The organism is Streptomyces sp. SID8374, assembly GCF_009865135.1.
GTDB lineage: Bacteria > Actinomycetota > Actinomycetes > Streptomycetales > Streptomycetaceae > Streptomyces.
The window spans coordinates 3,274,383-3,290,945 of record NZ_WWGH01000001.1; the positions used below are offsets into that span (position 1 = coordinate 3,274,383).

The following is a 16,563-nucleotide window of genomic DNA, read 5'->3' on the forward strand; positions in this document are numbered from 1 at the left end:
TCCCGAGTGGGCGGAGGCCCGACAGGGGTTGGGATCCACGACCGCGGGGTATGGGCGGCTACCAGCCCCGTGAGGCGCTGTCCATAGCCCCCACGGGCGAGCACTGTCGGTGCTCGCAGGTAGATTCGAAAGAAGGCATCTCGCCGCCCGCACGCGGCCGGGTGCCTCTTGGACCAACGACAGCAGGAGTGATTCGCGTGGATCGTGTCGCGCTGCGCGGCCTCAAGGCCCGTGGGCACCATGGCGTCTTCCCCCGGGAGCGGGAAGAGGGCCAGACCTTCATCGTCGACCTGGTGCTCGGCCTCGACACCCGCCCCGCGGCAGCCACCGACGACCTGGCCCGCACCGTGCACTACGGCGTGGTGGCCGAGGAGGTCGTCGAGGTGGTGACGGGCGAGCCGGTCGACCTGATCGAGACGCTCGCCGAGCGCATCGCCCAGCAGTGCCTGAAGCACGAAGGTGTCCAGGAGGTCGAGGTGGTGGTGCACAAGCCGGACGCACCGATCACCGTCCCCTTCGACGACGTGACCATCACCATCACCCGGAGCCGAGCATGACCGCTTTTTCCACCGAGGGGCAGAGCGACCCGACCGTCCAGCCGGTGCCCACCGCCGTCGTGAAGCAGGTGGACGCCGCCGACATCACCCTCTCCAACCCGAAGATGGCCGTGATCGCCCTCGGCTCCAACCTGGGCAACCGGCTGGAGACCCTCCAGGGCGCCGTCGACGCGCTGGAGGACACCCCGGGCCTGCGGGTCAAGGCCGTCTCCCCGGTCTACGAGACGGAGCCCTGGGGCGTCGCGGCCGACAGCCAGCCGTCGTACTTCAACGCGGTCATCCTCGTGAAGACGACGCTGCCGCCCGCCTCCCTGCTGGAGCGCGGCCAGGCGGTCGAGGAGGCCTTCGACCGGGTCCGCGAGGAGCGGTGGGGCCCGCGCACGATCGACGTCGACATCGTGTCGTACGCCGACGTCCTCTCCGACGACCCGGTGCTCACCCTCCCCCACCCCCGCGCCCACGAGCGGGCCTTCGTCCTGGCCCCCTGGCACGACGTGGACCCCGAGGCCCAGCTCCCGGGCGCCGGCCCGGTCGCGGAGCTGCTCGCCGGGGTCGGCCGCGAAGGCGTCCAGCCCCGCGCCGACCTGGAACTGCGCCTGCCGGAGTAATCGTTAGGCTCGACGGGCACGAGCTCAGAACAGGCGGGCTCGGGCCACGGGCTGAGGACACACGACCTCAGCCCTCACGGGCTCACGGGCTCACGGGCTCACGGGCTCACGAACAGGCAAGCTCGGGAACAGGCGACGAAGGGCGGCTCACGCGGTGAAGCAACTACGGCTCGGGGTACTGGCGGGCCTCTTCACCGCCGCCGGCGTCCTCTCCTGGGGCGGCGCCCGCCTCTGGGACTCCCTCGGCACCCTCCCGAGCGTCCCGCTGGCCGCCTCCATCGTGCTCGCCGTGATCGCGGTGATCCTCCTGGCCACCGCACTCTCCATCCGCACCCGCCTCCGCGCCCAGCGCGAACGCCGCCCCGGCGCCAAGGGCGTCGAACCCCTGATGGCGGCCAGGGCGGTCGTCTTCGGCCAGGCGAGCGCCCTGGTCACCGCCCTGGTCGCCGGGATGTACGGCGGCACGGGCGTCTTCCTGCTCAGCTTCCTCGACATCCCGCCCCGCCGCGACCAGGCCATCTACGCGGGCGCGGCGGTGGTGGCGGGCATCGGAGTCATCGCGGCCGCCTTCTTCCTGGAACGCGTCTGCCGCCTCCCGGAGGACGGCGACGAAAACCACGACGGCACGGGAACGGCCACCGCCTAGGGCGGTGCCGCCCCGTGCCGCCGGGTTCGCGGAGCCGGCCGTCGGACCGTGTCAGCGCGCCATGATGAGGCTCATCGCCTCGGCGCGCGTCGCGGGGTCGCGGAGCTGGCCGCGCACCGCCGAGGTGAGGGTCTTCGCGCCAGGCTTGCGGATGCCGCGCATGGACATGCACATGTGCTCGCACTCGACGACGACGATGACCCCGCGCGGCTCCAGGATCGACATGAGGGACTCGGCGATCTGGGTCGTCAGCCGCTCCTGGACCTGCGGGCGGCGGGCGTAGACGTCCACCAGCCGGGCCAGCTTGGACAGGCCGGTGATCTTGCCGGTGGAGGCCGGGATGTAGCCGACGTGCGCGACGCCCCTGAACGGCACCAGGTGATGCTCACAGGTGCTGAACACCTCGATGTCCTTGACCAGCACCATCTCGTCGTGACCCAGGTCGAACGTGGTCGTCAGGACATCCTCGGGCTGCTGGTACAGGCCCGCGAATATCTCCTTGTACGCCCGCGCCACCCGCCCCGGTGTCTCCCTCAGGCCCTCGCGGTCCGGGTCCTCTCCGACGGCGATGAGCAGTTCGCGTACGGCCGCCTCGGCCCGCTTCTCGTCGAATTCGCCGATCGATCCCTGGCCGTCCAGTGTCACCGGGTCGGTCATCTGTGCCTCGTTCCTCTGTGCTGCCCCGTGCGCGGTTCGCACGGAACATCCGCAGGCATACGGAAAAGCCGCGCCCCCACAGGCTAAAACCTGGGGGGCGCGGCATCCATTCCGGACCTGGTGAGGGCCCCGTGACGGAGGTCTCACCGGGTGCGGTGCGGGTCTAGCTCTCGGGACGGTCCTCGGGGATCGCCTCCGTGGAGGGGGCGATGTCCTTGGTGAGGTCCGTCGTCGGGGCGATCTCCGGAGGGGTGGCCGAGCCGTTGGCGGTGGAAGCGCCGTTGGTGAGGGCCAGCTCCTTCGGGGAGAGCACCGGAGGCCGCGTCGACGGGGTGCGCCGGGCGGAGCCGGTCCACGCCGGGCGGGCGGGACGCTTGACGATCGGGGCGAAGATCTCCGCGATCTCGTCCTTGTTGAGCGTCTCCTTCTCCAGGAGTTCGAGCACGAGGGCGTCGAGGATGTCGCGGTTCTCGACGAGGATCTCCCACGCGTCGTTGTGGGCGCTCTCGATGAGCTTCTTGACCTCTTCGTCCACGAGCGCGGCGACCTCTTCCGAGTAGTCGCGCTGGTGGCCCATCTCACGGCCCAGGAAGGGCTCGGAGTTGTCGCCGCCGAACTTGATCGCACCGAGCCGCTCGGTCATGCCGTACTGCGTGACCATCGCGCGGGCCGTCGCCGTGGCCTTCTCGATGTCGTTGGCGGCGCCGGTGGTCGGGTCGTGGAAGACCAGCTCCTCGGCCGCGCGCCCGCCCAGCATGTATGCCAGCTGGTCGAGCATCTCGTTGCGCGTCGTGGAGTACTTGTCCTCCTCCGGGAGCACCATCGTGTAACCGAGGGCGCGGCCGCGGGAGAGGATCGTGATCTTGTGGACCGGGTCCGACTGGGGGGAAGCCGCCGCGACCAGGGCGTGTCCGCCCTCGTGGTACGCGGTGATCTTCTTCTCCTTCTCGGACATGATCCGGGTCCGCTTCTGCGGGCCCGCCACGACGCGGTCGATGGCCTCGTCGAGAGACTCGTTGTCGATGAGCTTCTTGTCGCTGCGCGCCGTCAGGAGCGCGGCTTCGTTCAGCACGTTCGACAGGTCGGCACCGGTGAAGCCGGGCGTGCGGCGGGCGACGGCGCCGAGATCGACGTCCTTCGCGACGGGCTTGCCCTTCTGGTGGACCTTGAGGATCTCCAGCCGGCCCTGCATGTCGGGGCGGTCGACCGCGATCTGCCGGTCGAAGCGTCCCGGGCGCAGGAGGGCCGGGTCGAGGATGTCGGGGCGGTTCGTGGCGGCGATCAGGATGACCCCGCCCTTCACGTCGAACCCGTCCATCTCGACGAGCAGCTGGTTGAGCGTCTGCTCGCGCTCGTCGTGCCCGCCGCCCATGCCCGCACCGCGGTGCCGGCCGACGGCGTCGATCTCGTCGACGAAGACGATCGCCGGGGCGTTCGCCTTGGCCTGCTCGAAGAGGTCGCGCACCCGGGAGGCACCGACACCGACGAACATCTCGACGAAGTCGGAGCCGGAGATCGAGTAGAACGGCACGCCCGCTTCGCCGGCGACGGCGCGTGCGAGCAGCGTCTTGCCCGTACCGGGCGGCCCGTAGAGCAGGACGCCCTTGGGGATCTTGGCGCCGACGGCCTGGAACTTCGCCGGCTCCTGGAGGAACTCCTTGATCTCGTGGAGCTCCTCGACCGCCTCGTCGGACCCCGCCACATCGGCGAAGGTCGTCTTCGGGGTGTCCTTGGTGATCAGCTTGGCCTTGGACTTGCCGAACTGCATGACCTTGGAGCCGCCGCCCTGCATCTGGTTCATCAGAAACAGGAAGACGACGACGATCAGGACGAAGGGCAGCAGCGAGAGCAGGATCGAGACGAACGGGGACTGCTTCGACGGCGAGACGGTGTAACCCTTCTCGATGTCACCCGCCTCGAACTTCTGCTGGAGCGTGTCGGCGAGCTGGACGCCCTGGTTGCCGATGTAGCTCGCCTGGAACTTGGTGCCGGACTCGCCGGCAAGCTTCTGGCCCTTCTTCAGTTCGATCTTGAGAATCTGTTCGTCACCGGTGGTCAGCTTGGCCTGCTCCACCTGGTCCTTGCTGATCGCCTGGATCACCTTGGCGGTGTCCACCGTCTTGTAGCCGCCCGACGAGCCGACGACCTGCATCAACACGACCACGGCGAGGACGGCCAGCACGATCCACATGACCGGCCCACGGAAGTATCGCTTCACGTCCATCCATACGGAGCGAAGACGCCCCGTCCCTCCTGCCCGTAGGTAAATGCTGCTGTGTTTGAAAGCTCTGTTTGAAAAGAGTGCTCTTCGGACGGTACCCCAGCAAGGAGGCCCGCGACCGCTGCGTGCGGCGGAGAAACCCGCTTTCGAAGCTTCAACGGCCCGCGGGCGGCCAGGGTTCCCCGCCGGTCAGCCGCCGTAGACGTGCGGGGCGAGCGTGCCGACGAAGGGGAGGTTGCGGTACTTCTCCGCGTAGTCCAGCCCGTAGCCGACGACGAACTCGTTGGGGATGTCGAAGCCGATCCACTTCACGTCGATCGCGACCTTCGCGGCGTCCGGCTTGCGCAGCAGGGTGCAGACCTCCAGGGAGGCCGGCTCCCGGGAGCCCAGGTTGGACAGCAGCCAGGACAGCGTCAGGCCCGAGTCGATGATGTCCTCGACGATCAGGACGTGCTTGCCCTTGATGTCGGTGTCCAGGTCCTTGAGGATCCGGACGACACCGGAGGACTGGGTGCCCGCCCCGTACGAGGAGACGGCCATCCAGTCCATCGTGACGGGGGTGGACAGCGCGCGCGCCAGGTCCGCCATGACCATCACCGCGCCCTTGAGGACGCCGACGATCAGCAGGTCCTTGCCCGCGTACTCCGCGTCGATCTTCGCGGCCAGCTCGACGAGCTTCGCGTCGATCTCTTCCTTGGTGAGGAGCACCGACTGAAGGTCGGTGCCCATGTCCTTCTCGTTCACCCACGTCTCTTTCTCTGCCTGCCGGGCCCGGGGTGCGTCCCGGGCCCGGCCCGGCTGTTCGCCTGCGTTTCAGCCGCTCGCGCGTCAGCTCTGCCGAATGACCAGTCTGCCACCCTGCCGTCGGGCCTCGACGCGGCCGGGCAGGTTGATGGCCCGCTGGCCGCGCCAGCCGGTGATCAGGCGGTCGACTTCTTCGAGGTGGCGGGCGAAGAGGGAGCCGGCGGGCGCACCGGCCTCGATGACGGCCCGGCGCAGCACCCGGCGGCGTACCGCGGGCGGCAGGACGTAGAGCTTGGCGCACTCCAGCTGGCCGGTCTCGTCGCGTACGGCGAGCTCCGCCTCGGCGGCCCAGGTGTCCAGGGCGTCGGCGTCGTCGCGGGAGAGCTGGGCCGTCCGGGCGAGGGCTTCGACGACGCCTTTGCCGAGGGCCTTCTCCAGGGCGGGCAGGCCCTCGTGGCGGAGGCGGGAGCGGGTGTAGGCGGGGTCGATGTTGTGCGGGTCGTCCCAGACGGGGATCGACTGGACCAGGCAGGCCTTGCGGGCGGTCTGCCGGTCGAGTTGGAGGAAGGGGCGGCGGTAGCGGCCGGAGGGTCCGGAGGCGGCGGCCATGCCGGAGAGCGAGCGGATGCCGGAGCCGCGGGCGAGGCCGAGGAGGACGGTCTCGGCCTGGTCGTCGCGGGTGTGGCCGAGGAGCACGGCGGCGGCGCCGTGGCGTTCGGCGGCGGCGTCCAGCGCGGCGTAGCGGGCGTCGCGGGCGGCGGCCTCGGGGCCGCCCTCGCGTCCGACGTGCACGGCGACGGCCTCGACGGGGTCGAGGTCCATGGCGGCGAGCCGGGTGACGACCTCGGCGGCGCGGAGGGCGGATCCCGGCTGGAGGTTGTGGTCGACGGTGATGCCGCCGGCCCGGACGTCGAGTTTGCGGGCCTCGAAGGCGAGGGCCGAGGCGAGCGCCATGGAGTCGGCGCCGCCGGAGCAGGCGACGAGGACCAGGGGGGCCGCGGGCCGTTCGGGGAGGGCGGCGGTGCGGGGGCTGCTGCCCGCCGTACCGGCTTCGGCGTAGCGGGAGGCGGGCGCGGTGCGCCGGGCCTCTTCGGCGGGGCGGCCGGGGCCGTCGTGCCGGTGGAATTCGGTGAGGACGTCGTGGAGTACGCGGCGGACCGCCAGGCGTATCGCCGCGACCGCAGGATGGGGACCCATGTCCGGTGCCCTTCGTGGAGGTTCGGGAGGAGCGCCGAGCGCCGGAACGCGGGAGTCCCGTCACTCAGAGTGCGTCGATGGTGACAGAGGCAAGCTGTCCTTCGAGCATTGCACGCCTTCCCATGCCCTCATGGTCCCTCGGATGGGTGATTGGAGGGCAGTTTCCCGGCCGTGGGCCGGGGAAGGGTCACGATTCCGCCGTGCGGTGCACCCGCGCGACCCACTCCGCGGGTTTGGCGATCTCCGCCTTGGTCGGGAGGGTGTTGGGCGAGGTCCAGACGCGGTTGAAGCCGTCCATGCCGACCTCTTCGACGACCGATCGTACGAACTTCTCGCCGTCCTTGTACTGGCGGAGCTTGGCGTCCAGGCCCAGCAGCTTGCGCAGCGCCTGGTCGAGGCGGCCGGCGCCCTGGGCCCGGCGCTTCTGGAACTTCTCCCGGATCTCGGCGACGGAGCCGACGACCTCGGGGCCCACGCCGTCCATCACGAAGTCCGCGTGGCCCTCCAGGAGGGACATCACGGCGGTGAGGCGGCCGAGGACCTCGCGCTGGGCGGGGGTCTGGACGACGTCGACAAGGCTGCGGCCGCTGTCGTCGCCGCGTTCGCCTTCGGGACGACCGGCGCCGGACAGCGACTGGGCGGCCTCGCGGAGCCGCTCCAGGAAGGTCATCGGGTCGACGTCGGTCTCGTCCAGGAACGTCTGGATCTCGCCCTGGAGGTGGTCGCGGAGCCAGGGGACGCCGGTGAACTGGGTGCGGTGGGTCTCCTCGTGGAGGGCGACCCAGAGCCGGAAGTCGTGCGGGTCGACGTCGAGTTCCCGCTCCACGTGGACGATGTTGGGCGCGACCAGGAGCAGCCGTCCGCCGCCCTCGGCGGAGCCGGGGAGCTCGCGGGTGGCGGGGGCGAACGTCTCGTACTGGCCGAGGATGCGGGAGGCGAGGAACGAGAGCAGCATGCCCAGCTCCACGCCGGTGACCTTGCCGCCGACCGCGCCGAGCACGGCTCCGCCGGGTCCGCCGGGGCGGCGGCTCTCCATCTTGGCGAGCAGGGGGCGCAGCAGTTCGCGGAAGCCCGCGACGTTGGCCTTGATCCAGCCGGCCCGGTCGACGACCAGGACGGGGGTGTCCTCCGGTTCGGTCCCTTCGGGGATCATCCGGGTGAAGAGGCGGACGTGTTCCTCGGAGGCCTTGGCGTGCCGCCGGAGCTCCGCGACGACGGCGCGGGCCTCCTCGCGGCTGATCTCGGGCCCGGGCCGCACCAGTCGGGTCGCGGTCGCGACCGCGAGGTTCCAGTCGACCATCTCTGCACCACCGATGCTCGTCATGCGTCAACCGTACGTGAGCGACTCGCCCGATGGTGGGGTGTTGCACCGCCCTTCGGGTCGGCGGGCCCGCAAGGGGCGGGGATCAGCCGCCCGGTCCGGCGAGGGCGGCGGCCAGGGCGTCGAGGGCGGACTCGGCCGCGGACGGCGCTGTGGAGCCGGCGGCGAGGAAGGCGAAGGCGAGCAGCCGGCCCTGGGGGTCGACGACGGTTCCGGCGAGGGCGTTGACGCCGCTGAGGGTGCCGGTCTTGGCACGGATCAGACCGGTCGCGCCGGTGTCGTCCCGGTAGCGGCTGCTGAGGGTGCCGTTGAAGCCGGCGACGGGGAGGCCGGTGAGGACGGGGCGCAGTCCGGGCCGTTCGGGGTCGGCGGCACGGGCGAGGAGGGTGGTGAGAAGGGCGGGGGTGACGCGGCCCTTGCGGTCGAGGCCGCTGCCGTCGGCGAGGCGGGCTCCGGCGGTGGGCACCCGGAGCTTGTTGAGTTCGGCGGTGACGGCGCGGCGGGCGCCCGCGAAGTCGGCGCTCTCGCCCTTGGCGATGGCGGTCTGCCGGGCGAGGGCCTCGGCGATGTCGTTGTCGCTGTTGGTGAGGGTGCGCTCCACGAGGGCGGAGAGCGGGGCGGAGTGGTGGGTGGCGACGGTACGGGCCTTGCCGGGCGCCCGGGCCTCACGGGGCGCGCCGGTGACCTCGACGCCCGCCTTCTCCAGCTGGGCGGCGAAGGCGCGGGCGGCGTCCCCGGCCGGGTCGTCGGTACGGGTGGCGGGGCCGCGGTCCGTGTCGTCGAGGCGGCCCTCGTCGACCATCAGGGCGGTGACGGGGGCGATGTTGGGGTTCTTGCCGATGGGGTGGCGTGCGGGGCCGGTGTAGCGGGAGGTGTCGTACGTGAGCCGTACGGGCTCCTTGCCGTCCTCGGCCAGGGCCTTGGCCGAGGAGGCCGCCAGGGACGTCAGGGCGGCCTGGCTCAGGGTGGGGTCGCCGCCGCCGACGAGGGTGAGGGTGCGGGCGTCCTCGGAGAGCCGGACCGTGGTGGCGATGCGGTGGTCGGGGCCCAGGGCGGAGAGCGCCGCGACGGTGGTGGCGATCTTGACGGTGGAGGCCGGGGTCATCGGGGTGGTGGCGCCACGCCCGTACAGCTGCTTGCCGGTGGCGGTGTCGATGACCGAGGCGGCCGTCTCCGTACCCAGCTCGGGTGCGCCGATGAGCGGGGCGAGGGCGGTGCGCAGACCCGCGGGGTCCTGGGGGGCCGAACGGGCGTGGGCCGTGTCGAGGGCGCCGAGGACGGCGGCGGCGCTGGGGGCCGGTTCCGGGGCGCCGGGCAGCGTACGGCCGTGATGTACGCCACCTGTGCGGTCCGCGGCGGCTGCGAGCTGCCGCTCGGCCTTACGCTGACCGTTGTCCCAGGGACCGGCGGCGAGGACGGCGCCGGTGGCCACGACCAGGCCGAGCACGGCGGAGCCTGCGACGACCTGCCAGGTGTTGGACCCGTTGCGCTTGCTCTTCAGGTTCTTGATCCGGCCCCAGGGGTCCGACGGGCGGTTCGACGGTTCTTCCACCGGCTCGGCCACCGTTGACCAGCCCCTTTCGCGAGCACTCTTCTGCGTGGGGGACACTTAACCACCAGTCGTATGTGTTGATCATGGAGGAGCCACCCGTGGAGTTCGACGTCACCATCGAGATCCCGAAGGGTTCGCGGAACAAGTACGAGGTGGACCACGAGACCGGTCGGATCCGCCTGGACCGTCGACTCTTCACCTCGACCAGCTACCCGGCCGACTACGGCTTCGTCGAGAACACCCTCGGCGAGGACGGCGACCCGCTGGACGCGCTGGTCATCCTGGACGAGCCGACCTTCCCCGGCTGCCTCATCAAGTGCCGTGCCATCGGCATGTTCCGGATGACGGACGAGGCCGGCGGCGACGACAAGCTGCTGTGTGTCCCGGCGTCGGACCCGCGCGTGGAGCACCTGCGCGACATCCACCACGTGTCGGAGTTCGACCGCCTGGAGATCCAGCACTTCTTCGAGGTCTACAAGGACCTGGAGCCGGGCAAGTCCGTCGAGGGCGCCGACTGGGTCGGCCGTACCGAGGCGGAGGCCGAGATCGAGGCCTCGTACAAGCGTCTTGAGGCGCAGGGCGGCAAGCACTGACGTACCCATTCCGGTTCCGTTTGTGAGCCGGACGGCCGTACGCGAACGGGCGGCACACCTTCACCGGTGTGCCGCCCGTTCCGTTGTGCGCACCGCCTCGTCATGCGGGGGTCATGTCGGTGGCCATACTGGGCACACGTGCGCCCGGAAGATCAGCCGAGGAGGAGCGAGGTCGAGTGGTGGCGGAATCGGGCGGTCCTGAGGACCAGAAGCCCCAGTCCGACGAGGCAAGGAGCGCTTTCGCCCCGCCTGCCGGGACGATGCAGCCGGTGTCGCCGCCCGAGGAGGACCATCCGACGTCGGAGTTCGCGATCCCGACCGGGGTGCACCCCGAGCCGAGCGGTCCGGCGGGGTCCGGCGGCGGTTCCACGGGCGGCCCGAACTCGGACACGCTGAGTTCCGCTTTCACCCCGCCGCGCACGTACAACGCCCAGGCGGCGCCGCCCGCGTTCACCCCGGCGCAGGGCATTCCGATGGTCAAGCTGACCAAGGAGGCGCCCTGGCAGGACCGGATGCGCACGATGCTCCGGATGCCGGTGACCGAGCGCCCGGCCCCGGAGACGATCCAGCGCACCGACGACGACACGGGTCCCGCCGTGCCGCGCGTCCTCGACCTGACGCTGCGTATCGGGGAGCTGCTGCTGGCGGGCGGCGAGGGCGCCGAGGACGTCGAGGCGGCGATGTTCGCGGTGACGCGTTCGTACGGGCTGGACCGCAGCGAGCCGACCGTCACGTTCACGCTGCTGTCCATCTCGCACCAGCCCTCGCTGGTCGACGACCCGGTGACGGCGAGCCGTACCGTACGCCGCCGGGGCACCGACTACACCCGGCTGGCGGCGGTCTTCCGGCTGGTCGACGACATCACCAGCGAGGACACGGAGGTCTCCCTGGAGGAGGCCTACCGGCGTCTGGCCGAGATCCGCCGTAACCGGCACCCGTACCCGGGCTGGGTGCTGACGGCGGCCGCCGGGCTGCTGGCCGGTTCGGCCTCCGTGCTGGTCGGCGGCGGGGCGCTGGTCTTCTTCGTGGCGGCGGCGGGCGCGATGCTCGGCGACCGGCTGGCGTGGCTGTGCGCGGGGCGCGGGCTGCCGGAGTTCTACCAGTTCACGGTGGCCGCGATGCCGCCCGCCGCGATGGGGGTGGCGCTGACGCTGACCCATTCGACGGACATCCGCCCGTCCGCGGTGATCACCGGTGGGCTGTTCGCGCTGCTGCCGGGGCGGGCGCTGGTGGCGGGGGTGCAGGACGGGCTGACCGGCTACTACATCACCGCCTCCGCCCGGCTGCTGGAGGTCATGTACTTCTTCATCGGGATCGTCGCGGGCGTGCTGATCGTCCTGTACCTGGGGGTGCAGCTGGGGGCGGCGCTCAACCCCGAGGCGCAGTTCGTGCCCAACGACCGGCCGGTGCTCCAGATCCTGGCGTCGATGGCACTCAGTCTGGCCTTCGCGGTGCTGCTCCAGCAGGAGCGCTCCACCGTGCTGGCCGTCACCCTGAACGGCGGGGTGGCCTGGATCATCTTCGGGGCGATGGCCCGGACCGGGGGGATCTCGCCGGTCGCGGCGACGGCGGTGGCGGCCGGTCTGGTGGGCCTGTTCGGCCAGTTGTTCTCGCGCTACCGGTTCACCTCCTCGCTGCCGTACATCACGGCGGCAATCGGTCCGCTGCTGCCCGGTTCGGCGACGTACTTCGGTCTGCTGGGCGTGGCGCAGAACGATGTGACCCGGGGGCTGACCTCGCTGTCGACGGCGGTCGCGACGGCGCTGGCCATCGCGATCGGGGTGAACCTGGGGAGCGAGATCTCGCGGCTGTTCATGGGGGTGCCGGGCGCGGTCGGCGGGGCGAGCCGCCGGGCGGCGAAGCGGACCAGGGGGTTCTAGGGCCTGCCCCGACGTACGGAGCGCCCCTCCCCGCAGCTCGGGGAGGGGCGCTTTCCGTATGTGGCCGTACGGAGATCCTCCGTACGCGTACGTACGGGAGGCGGGTCAGCGCTTGGCGTGGCGGCCGCGGCCGGTGGCCGGGGGCGCCGGCGGGCCGTCGGGGGTGCCGAGCGCCTCGGCGGCGGCGGCCTTCTTGCCCTGGCTGCGGGCCCGCAGGACCTCGACCACGATCGGCACCACCGAGATCAGCACGATCAGGATGAGGATCATCTCGATGTTCTCGTGCACGAAGTCGATCTTGCCGAGCAGCGCGCCGAGCACGGTGACGCCGACGCCCCAGAGGATCGCGCCGACGATGTTGTAGGTGATGAAGGAGCGGTAGTTCATCCGGCTGACGCCCGCGATGATCGGCGTGAACGTGCGCACGATGGGCACGAACCGCGCCAGGACCAGCGACTTCGGGCCGTGCTTCTCGAAGAACTCGTGGGCCTTCTCCACGTTCTCCTGCTTGAAGAGGCGGGAGTCCGGGCGCTTGAAGAGGGCCGGGCCGACCTTGCGGCCGAAGAGATAGCCCACCTGGTCGCCGACGATCGCGGCGACGGCGATCAGCGTGCAGACGAGCCAGAGCGGGTACTTCAGCTGTCCCGTGGTCACCAGCAGCCCCGTGGTGAACAGCAGGGAGTCGCCGGGCAGGAAGAAGCCGATCAGGAGTCCGGACTCGGCGAAGACGATGAGAAGAAGGCCGGGGAGGCCGAACGTATTGAGCAGATAGTCCGGGTCCAGCCAGCTCGGGCCGAGCGCAAGCGTATTCAAGGGTCCGGGCTCCAGGATGTGTGCGATGGGGGCTCTGTCAGGCCGCCCCAAGCTATCAACGCCCGGTGAACGCCCTTGGTTCCAGTGGGGCACAACGGAAATCACGCATCGCGTGAAGCCGGCCGGCGGACGACCGGCCCGGTGTGACGCGGGGCCGCCCAGCGGCAGAACCGGGCCGTTTTGCCCGGTTCGTCATCTTATGGTGACCCGGTGGCCCCCGAATCCTCCGCACCCTCGCCGCCCACTCCCGCGCATCCCGCCCCCGCCCCCGCCCGGCGGCTCCTGCCGCTCGTGCTGCCCGCGATCGCCGTCGGCATCGCCTGCGCGCTGATCCTGCTCGCGGTCAGCCTCCTGGCGGAACGGCTCCAGGACGTGCTCTGGGAGACCCTGCCGGACGCGCTCGGCGTGGGGCGGTTCTCCTCGCTCTGGATGATCGTCATGCTCACCGCGACCGGCCTCGCGGTGAGCCTGGTCCTGCGGGCGGTGCCCGGACACGGCGGGCCCGACCCGGCCACCACCGGGCTGGTCGACGCGCCGATGCGGCCGGGCATCGTCCCCGGACTGCTCCTGGTGACCGTGCTGGCGCTGGCGGGCGGGGTGAGCCTCGGGCCGGAGAACCCGATCACCGCGGCCAACGTCGCCCTCGCCTACTGGCTCGGGCGGCGGGCCGCGCCGGGCGCACCCGCCGAGCTCTGGGTGGCGCTGGCCGCGGCCGGGACCATCGGCGCCCTCTTCGGCACCCCGATCGCCGCCGCCCTGATCCTCTCCGAGTCGCTGGCCTCGCAGCCCGGGCCCGGGGCGTTCTGGGACCGGCTGTTCGCCCCGCTGGCGGCCGGTACGGCGGGGGCGCTGACCATGTCGCTGATCGCGGAGCCCAGCTTCGACCTCTCCCTCCCCCCGTACGCCGGACCGCACTGGGGCGACCTGCTCTCCGCCCTGCTGATCGCCTCGGCGGGCGCGCTCCTCGGGCTGGTGGCGGTGTACGCGTTCCCGGTGGCGCACCGGGCCTTCCGCACACTGCGGTACCCGGTGCTCGCGCTGGCCCTCGGCGGGCTGGTGCTGGGGCTGCTCGGGGCGCTGGGCGGCCATCTGACCCTCTTCAAGGGGCTGGACGAGGTGAAGGAGATCGCCGGGGACCCGAACGGGTGGTCGGCCGGGGAGTTCGCGGGGATGGCGGTGGTGAAGATGGCCGCCCTGGTGGTCGCGGCGACGTGCGGCTTCCGGGGCGGGCGGATCTTCCCGGCGGTCTTCGCGGGGGTGGCGCTCGGCCTCTGCGCCCACGCCCTGGTCGACGCCGTACCGCCGGCGCTCGCGGTCGCCTGCGGGGTGCTGGGCGTGCTGCTCGCCGTGACCCGGCAGGGGTGGGTGAGCCTGTTCACGGCGGCGGTGCTGGTCAGCGACGCGTCCGTACTGCCGCTGCTCTGCGCCGCCACCCTGCCCGCCTGGCTGCTGGTGACCGGGCGCCCCCAGATGCAGCTGGACGGGGAGGGCAAGGCGCTGCGGTGAGGGGGGCCGTGGACGTACTGGGTGGGCCCGCCCGGCGCGCCGGGTGCGGCGGATATCCGTATCGTCGGCTTCGTACCTTTGCGCAGTGTTTCGCCCTGATGCTGTCCCTGTCCCGACGGAGGTCCCCGCATGTCCACGCCCGTCAACGTCGCCGTCATCTACTACTCGTCCACCGGCACGATCGCCACCATCGCCAAGGCCATCGCCGAGGACGCGGAGCGGGCCGGGGCCCAGGTGCGGCTGCGCAAGGCCGCCGAGCTGGCCCCGCAGGCGGCCATCGACTCCAACCCGGCCTGGGCCGCCAACCTGGAGGCGACCGCCTCCATCCCGGAGGTCTCGCCGGACGACATGGTCTGGGCGGACGCGGTGATCTTCGGTTCGCCGACCCGGTACGGGAACATCACCGCGCAGCTCAAGCAGTTCATCGACACCCTCGGCGGGCTCTGGCAGTCCGGGCAGCTGGCGGACAAGGTCTACAGCGGCTTCACCGCCAGCGCCACCGCCCACGGCGGCCAGGAGTCCACGCTGCTCGCGCTCTACAACACGATCCACCACTTCGGCGGCATCCTCGTCACCCCCGGGTACACCGACCCGTCGAAGTTCGTCGACGGCAACCCGTACGGCACCTCGCACGTGTCCGGGCAGGGCGACCTCCCCGTCGGTGACGTGACCCTGACCGCCGCCCGCGTGCAGGCCGAGCGCGTCGTGAAGTTCACCCGGGCGCTGAAGGCCGGGCTCGCCGCCGAGAGCTGAGAGAACCGAGAGCCGCAGAAGCCGAGAGCTGAGGAAGAGGACTCCCCCCATGCCGCTCCACCGAGGCGCCCATCCGCAGCGGGACGAACACTCCGAGGAGCGGCGCAGGCTCGCCCTCAACCCCTTCTACGGCGAGGCCGATCCGACGGCCGCGATGAACACCGCGCCGCCCCGGCACCGGCTCCCCGACGGGCCGATGCCGCCGCTGACCGCGTACCGGCTGGTCCATGACGAGCTGATGCTGGACGGCAACTCCCGGCTCAACCTGGCCACCTTCGTCACCACCTGGATGGAGCCGCAGGCCGGGGTGCTGATGGGTGAGTGCCAGGACAAGAACATGATCGACAAGGACGAGTACCCGCGCACCGCCGAGCTGGAGCGGCGCTGTGTGGCGATGCTCGCCGACCTGTGGAACGCGCCCGATCCCTCGACCGCCGTGGGGTGTTCGACCACCGGGTCGAGTGAGGCGTGCATGCTGGCCGGGCTCGCCCTGAAGCGCCGCTGGGCGAGGCGGAACGCGGACCGCTATCCGGCGACCGCCCGGCCCAATCTGGTGATGGGCGTCAATGTGCAGGTCTGCTGGGAGAAGTTCTGCAACTTCTGGGAGGTGGAGGCCCGGCAGGTCCCGATGGACGGCGAGCGCTTCCATCTCGACCCGCAGGCCGCCGCCGAGCTCTGCGACGAGAACACGATCGGGGTCGTCGGCATCCTCGGCTCCACCTTTGACGGGTCCTACGAGCCCATCGCCGACCTCTGCGCGGCCCTGGACGCCCTCCAGGAGCGCACCGGCCTCGATGTCCCCGTCCATGTCGACGGCGCCTCCGGCGCGATGGTGGCGCCCTTCCTCGACCCGAACCTGGTGTGGGACTTCCGGCTGCCGAGGGTCTCCTCGATCAACACCTCGGGCCACAAGTACGGGCTGGTCTACCCGGGCGTCGGCTGGGCCCTGTGGCGTACGTCGGACGAGCTGCCGGAGGAGCTGGTGTTCCGGGTCAACTACCTGGGCGGCGACATGCCGACGTTCGCGCTGAACTTCTCGCGGCCCGGGGCGCAGGTGGTGGCGCAGTACTACACGTTCCTGCGCCTCGGGCACGACGGCTACCGGGCGGTCCAGCAGGCCTCCCGGGACGTGGCCTGCGGGCTGGCCCGGGAGGTGGAAGAGCTCGGGGACTTCCGGCTGCTGACACGGGGCGACGAGCTGCCGGTGTTCGCCTTCACGACGAACCCCGACGTCCACGCGTACGACGTGTTCGACGTCTCCCGCCGGCTGCGGGAGCACGGGTGGCTGGTCCCGGCCTACACGTTCCCCGCCAACCGGCAGGACCTGTCGGTGCTGCGGGTGGTGTGCCGCAACGGGTTCTCCTCGGACCTGGCCGCCCTGCTGATCGAGGACCTGAAGCTGCTGCTCCCCGAACTGCGGGCGCAGAAGCACCCGTTGAGCCACGACCGGGCGGTCCCGACCGCCTTCCACCACTAGGGCCTGTCGTCCACCGCCGGGCCGCCCACCAGCGATTC

15 protein-coding genes are annotated in these 16,563 nt (G+C 71.4%); 8 read left to right on the plus strand and 7 right to left on the minus strand.

The genetic code is table 11. From position 1 onward, the window contains the following. The first annotated feature begins 197 nt into the window (after nt 1–197). From folB to GTY67_RS14600, 3 genes are all read left to right on the plus strand, one after another. Nucleotides 198–557 carry a dihydroneopterin aldolase gene (gene folB, locus GTY67_RS14590; protein WP_093690373.1) on the plus strand — a complete coding sequence of 120 codons (360 nt, stop codon included), beginning with the start codon at nt 198–200 and terminating at the stop codon, nt 555–557. Continuing rightward, nucleotides 554–1,165, plus strand: a complete 612-nt coding sequence (gene folK / locus GTY67_RS14595) for a 2-amino-4-hydroxy-6-hydroxymethyldihydropteridine diphosphokinase (protein WP_161278986.1) — start codon at nt 554–556, stop codon at nt 1,163–1,165. The genes folB and folK overlap by 4 nt, the downstream gene beginning before the upstream one ends. A 154-nt stretch (nt 1,166–1,319) precedes the next feature. Continuing rightward, nucleotides 1,320–1,811, plus strand: coding sequence for a DUF3180 domain-containing protein (locus GTY67_RS14600; protein WP_093690369.1), 492 nt, complete (start codon nt 1,320–1,322; stop codon nt 1,809–1,811). 51 nt (nt 1,812–1,862) lie between these two features. Here the strand turns inward: GTY67_RS14600 and folE are convergent, their stop codons facing one another. The 6 genes from folE to dacB all read right to left on the minus strand — a co-directional run bounded on the left by folE (nt 1,863) and on the right by dacB (nt 9,515). Continuing rightward, on the minus strand, nt 1,863–2,468 hold the full coding sequence (gene folE / locus GTY67_RS14605) for a GTP cyclohydrolase I FolE (RefSeq protein WP_093690367.1): 606 nt from the start codon (nt 2,466–2,468) through the stop codon (nt 1,863–1,865). Nucleotides 2,469–2,631: 163 nt separating this feature from the next. After that, complete coding sequence (ftsH, locus tag GTY67_RS14610; RefSeq protein WP_093690365.1) at nt 2,632–4,692, minus strand: ATP-dependent zinc metalloprotease FtsH; 2,061 nt, start codon at nt 4,690–4,692, stop codon at nt 2,632–2,634. A gap of 186 nt (nt 4,693–4,878) precedes the next feature. Then, on the minus strand, nt 4,879–5,418 hold the full coding sequence (gene hpt / locus GTY67_RS14615; RefSeq protein ID WP_003968263.1) for a hypoxanthine phosphoribosyltransferase: 540 nt from the start codon (nt 5,416–5,418) through the stop codon (nt 4,879–4,881). A gap of 99 nt (nt 5,419–5,517) precedes the next feature. After that, on the minus strand, nt 5,518–6,630 hold the full coding sequence (gene tilS, locus GTY67_RS14620; protein ID WP_093690363.1) for a tRNA lysidine(34) synthetase TilS: 1,113 nt from the start codon (nt 6,628–6,630) through the stop codon (nt 5,518–5,520). Between the two features lie 187 nt (nt 6,631–6,817). Next, a complete protein-coding gene (locus GTY67_RS14625; RefSeq protein WP_093690361.1) occupies nt 6,818–7,954 on the minus strand; it encodes a zinc-dependent metalloprotease in 1,137 nt (378 codons plus the stop codon). A gap of 82 nt (nt 7,955–8,036) precedes the next feature. Next, on the minus strand, nt 8,037–9,515 hold the full coding sequence (gene dacB / locus GTY67_RS14630; protein WP_093690359.1) for a D-alanyl-D-alanine carboxypeptidase/D-alanyl-D-alanine-endopeptidase: 1,479 nt from the start codon (nt 9,513–9,515) through the stop codon (nt 8,037–8,039). Nucleotides 9,516–9,601: 86 nt separating this feature from the next. Here dacB and GTY67_RS14635 point away from each other — a divergent pair, with 86 nt between their 5' ends. Then, nucleotides 9,602–10,096: an inorganic diphosphatase gene (locus GTY67_RS14635; RefSeq protein ID WP_018514302.1), complete on the plus strand. Its 495-nt coding sequence runs from the start codon at nt 9,602–9,604 to the stop codon at nt 10,094–10,096. 176 nt (nt 10,097–10,272) lie between these two features. After that, nucleotides 10,273–11,976, plus strand: coding sequence for a threonine/serine exporter family protein (locus GTY67_RS14640; RefSeq protein ID WP_093690357.1), 1,704 nt, complete (start codon nt 10,273–10,275; stop codon nt 11,974–11,976). 105 nt (nt 11,977–12,081) lie between these two features. Here GTY67_RS14640 and GTY67_RS14645 read toward each other — a convergent pair whose 3' ends face one another. Beyond that, on the minus strand, nt 12,082–12,789 hold the full coding sequence (locus tag GTY67_RS14645; RefSeq protein WP_093690355.1) for a VTT domain-containing protein: 708 nt from the start codon (nt 12,787–12,789) through the stop codon (nt 12,082–12,084). Nucleotides 12,790–12,999: 210 nt separating this feature from the next. Between GTY67_RS14645 and GTY67_RS14650 the strand changes: the two genes are divergently transcribed. The 3 genes from GTY67_RS14650 (at nt 13,000) to GTY67_RS14660 (ending at nt 16,525) form a co-directional block, all read left to right on the plus strand. Further along, complete coding sequence (locus GTY67_RS14650) at nt 13,000–14,295, plus strand: ion channel protein (RefSeq protein WP_161278987.1); 1,296 nt, start codon at nt 13,000–13,002, stop codon at nt 14,293–14,295. 129 nt (nt 14,296–14,424) lie between these two features. Next, nucleotides 14,425–15,048, plus strand: coding sequence for an NAD(P)H:quinone oxidoreductase (gene wrbA, locus GTY67_RS14655; RefSeq protein ID WP_093690351.1), 624 nt, complete (start codon nt 14,425–14,427; stop codon nt 15,046–15,048). Between the two features lie 49 nt (nt 15,049–15,097). Beyond that, complete coding sequence (locus GTY67_RS14660; RefSeq protein WP_161278988.1) at nt 15,098–16,525, plus strand: glutamate decarboxylase; 1,428 nt, start codon at nt 15,098–15,100, stop codon at nt 16,523–16,525. Nucleotides 16,526–16,563 lie beyond the last annotated feature (38 nt).

What these genes read in the sequence shown, in the direction of transcription:
- GTY67_RS14625 (WP_093690361.1), bottom strand. Translation starts at nt 7,954, where the DNA reads ATGACGAGCATCGGTGGTGCAGAGATGGTCGACTGGAACCTCGCGGTC.
- folE (WP_093690367.1), bottom strand. Translation starts at nt 2,468, where the DNA reads ATGACCGACCCGGTGACACTGGACGGCCAGGGATCGATCGGCGAATTC.
- wrbA (WP_093690351.1), top strand. Translation starts at nt 14,425, where the DNA reads ATGTCCACGCCCGTCAACGTCGCCGTCATCTACTACTCGTCCACCGGC.
- tilS (WP_093690363.1), bottom strand. Translation starts at nt 6,630, where the DNA reads ATGGGTCCCCATCCTGCGGTCGCGGCGATACGCCTGGCGGTCCGCCGC.
- folK (WP_161278986.1), top strand. Translation starts at nt 554, where the DNA reads ATGACCGCTTTTTCCACCGAGGGGCAGAGCGACCCGACCGTCCAGCCG.
- ftsH (WP_093690365.1), bottom strand. Translation starts at nt 4,692, where the DNA reads ATGGACGTGAAGCGATACTTCCGTGGGCCGGTCATGTGGATCGTGCTG.
- hpt (WP_003968263.1), bottom strand. Translation starts at nt 5,418, where the DNA reads ATGGGCACCGACCTTCAGTCGGTGCTCCTCACCAAGGAAGAGATCGAC.
- GTY67_RS14660 (WP_161278988.1), top strand. Translation starts at nt 15,098, where the DNA reads ATGCCGCTCCACCGAGGCGCCCATCCGCAGCGGGACGAACACTCCGAG.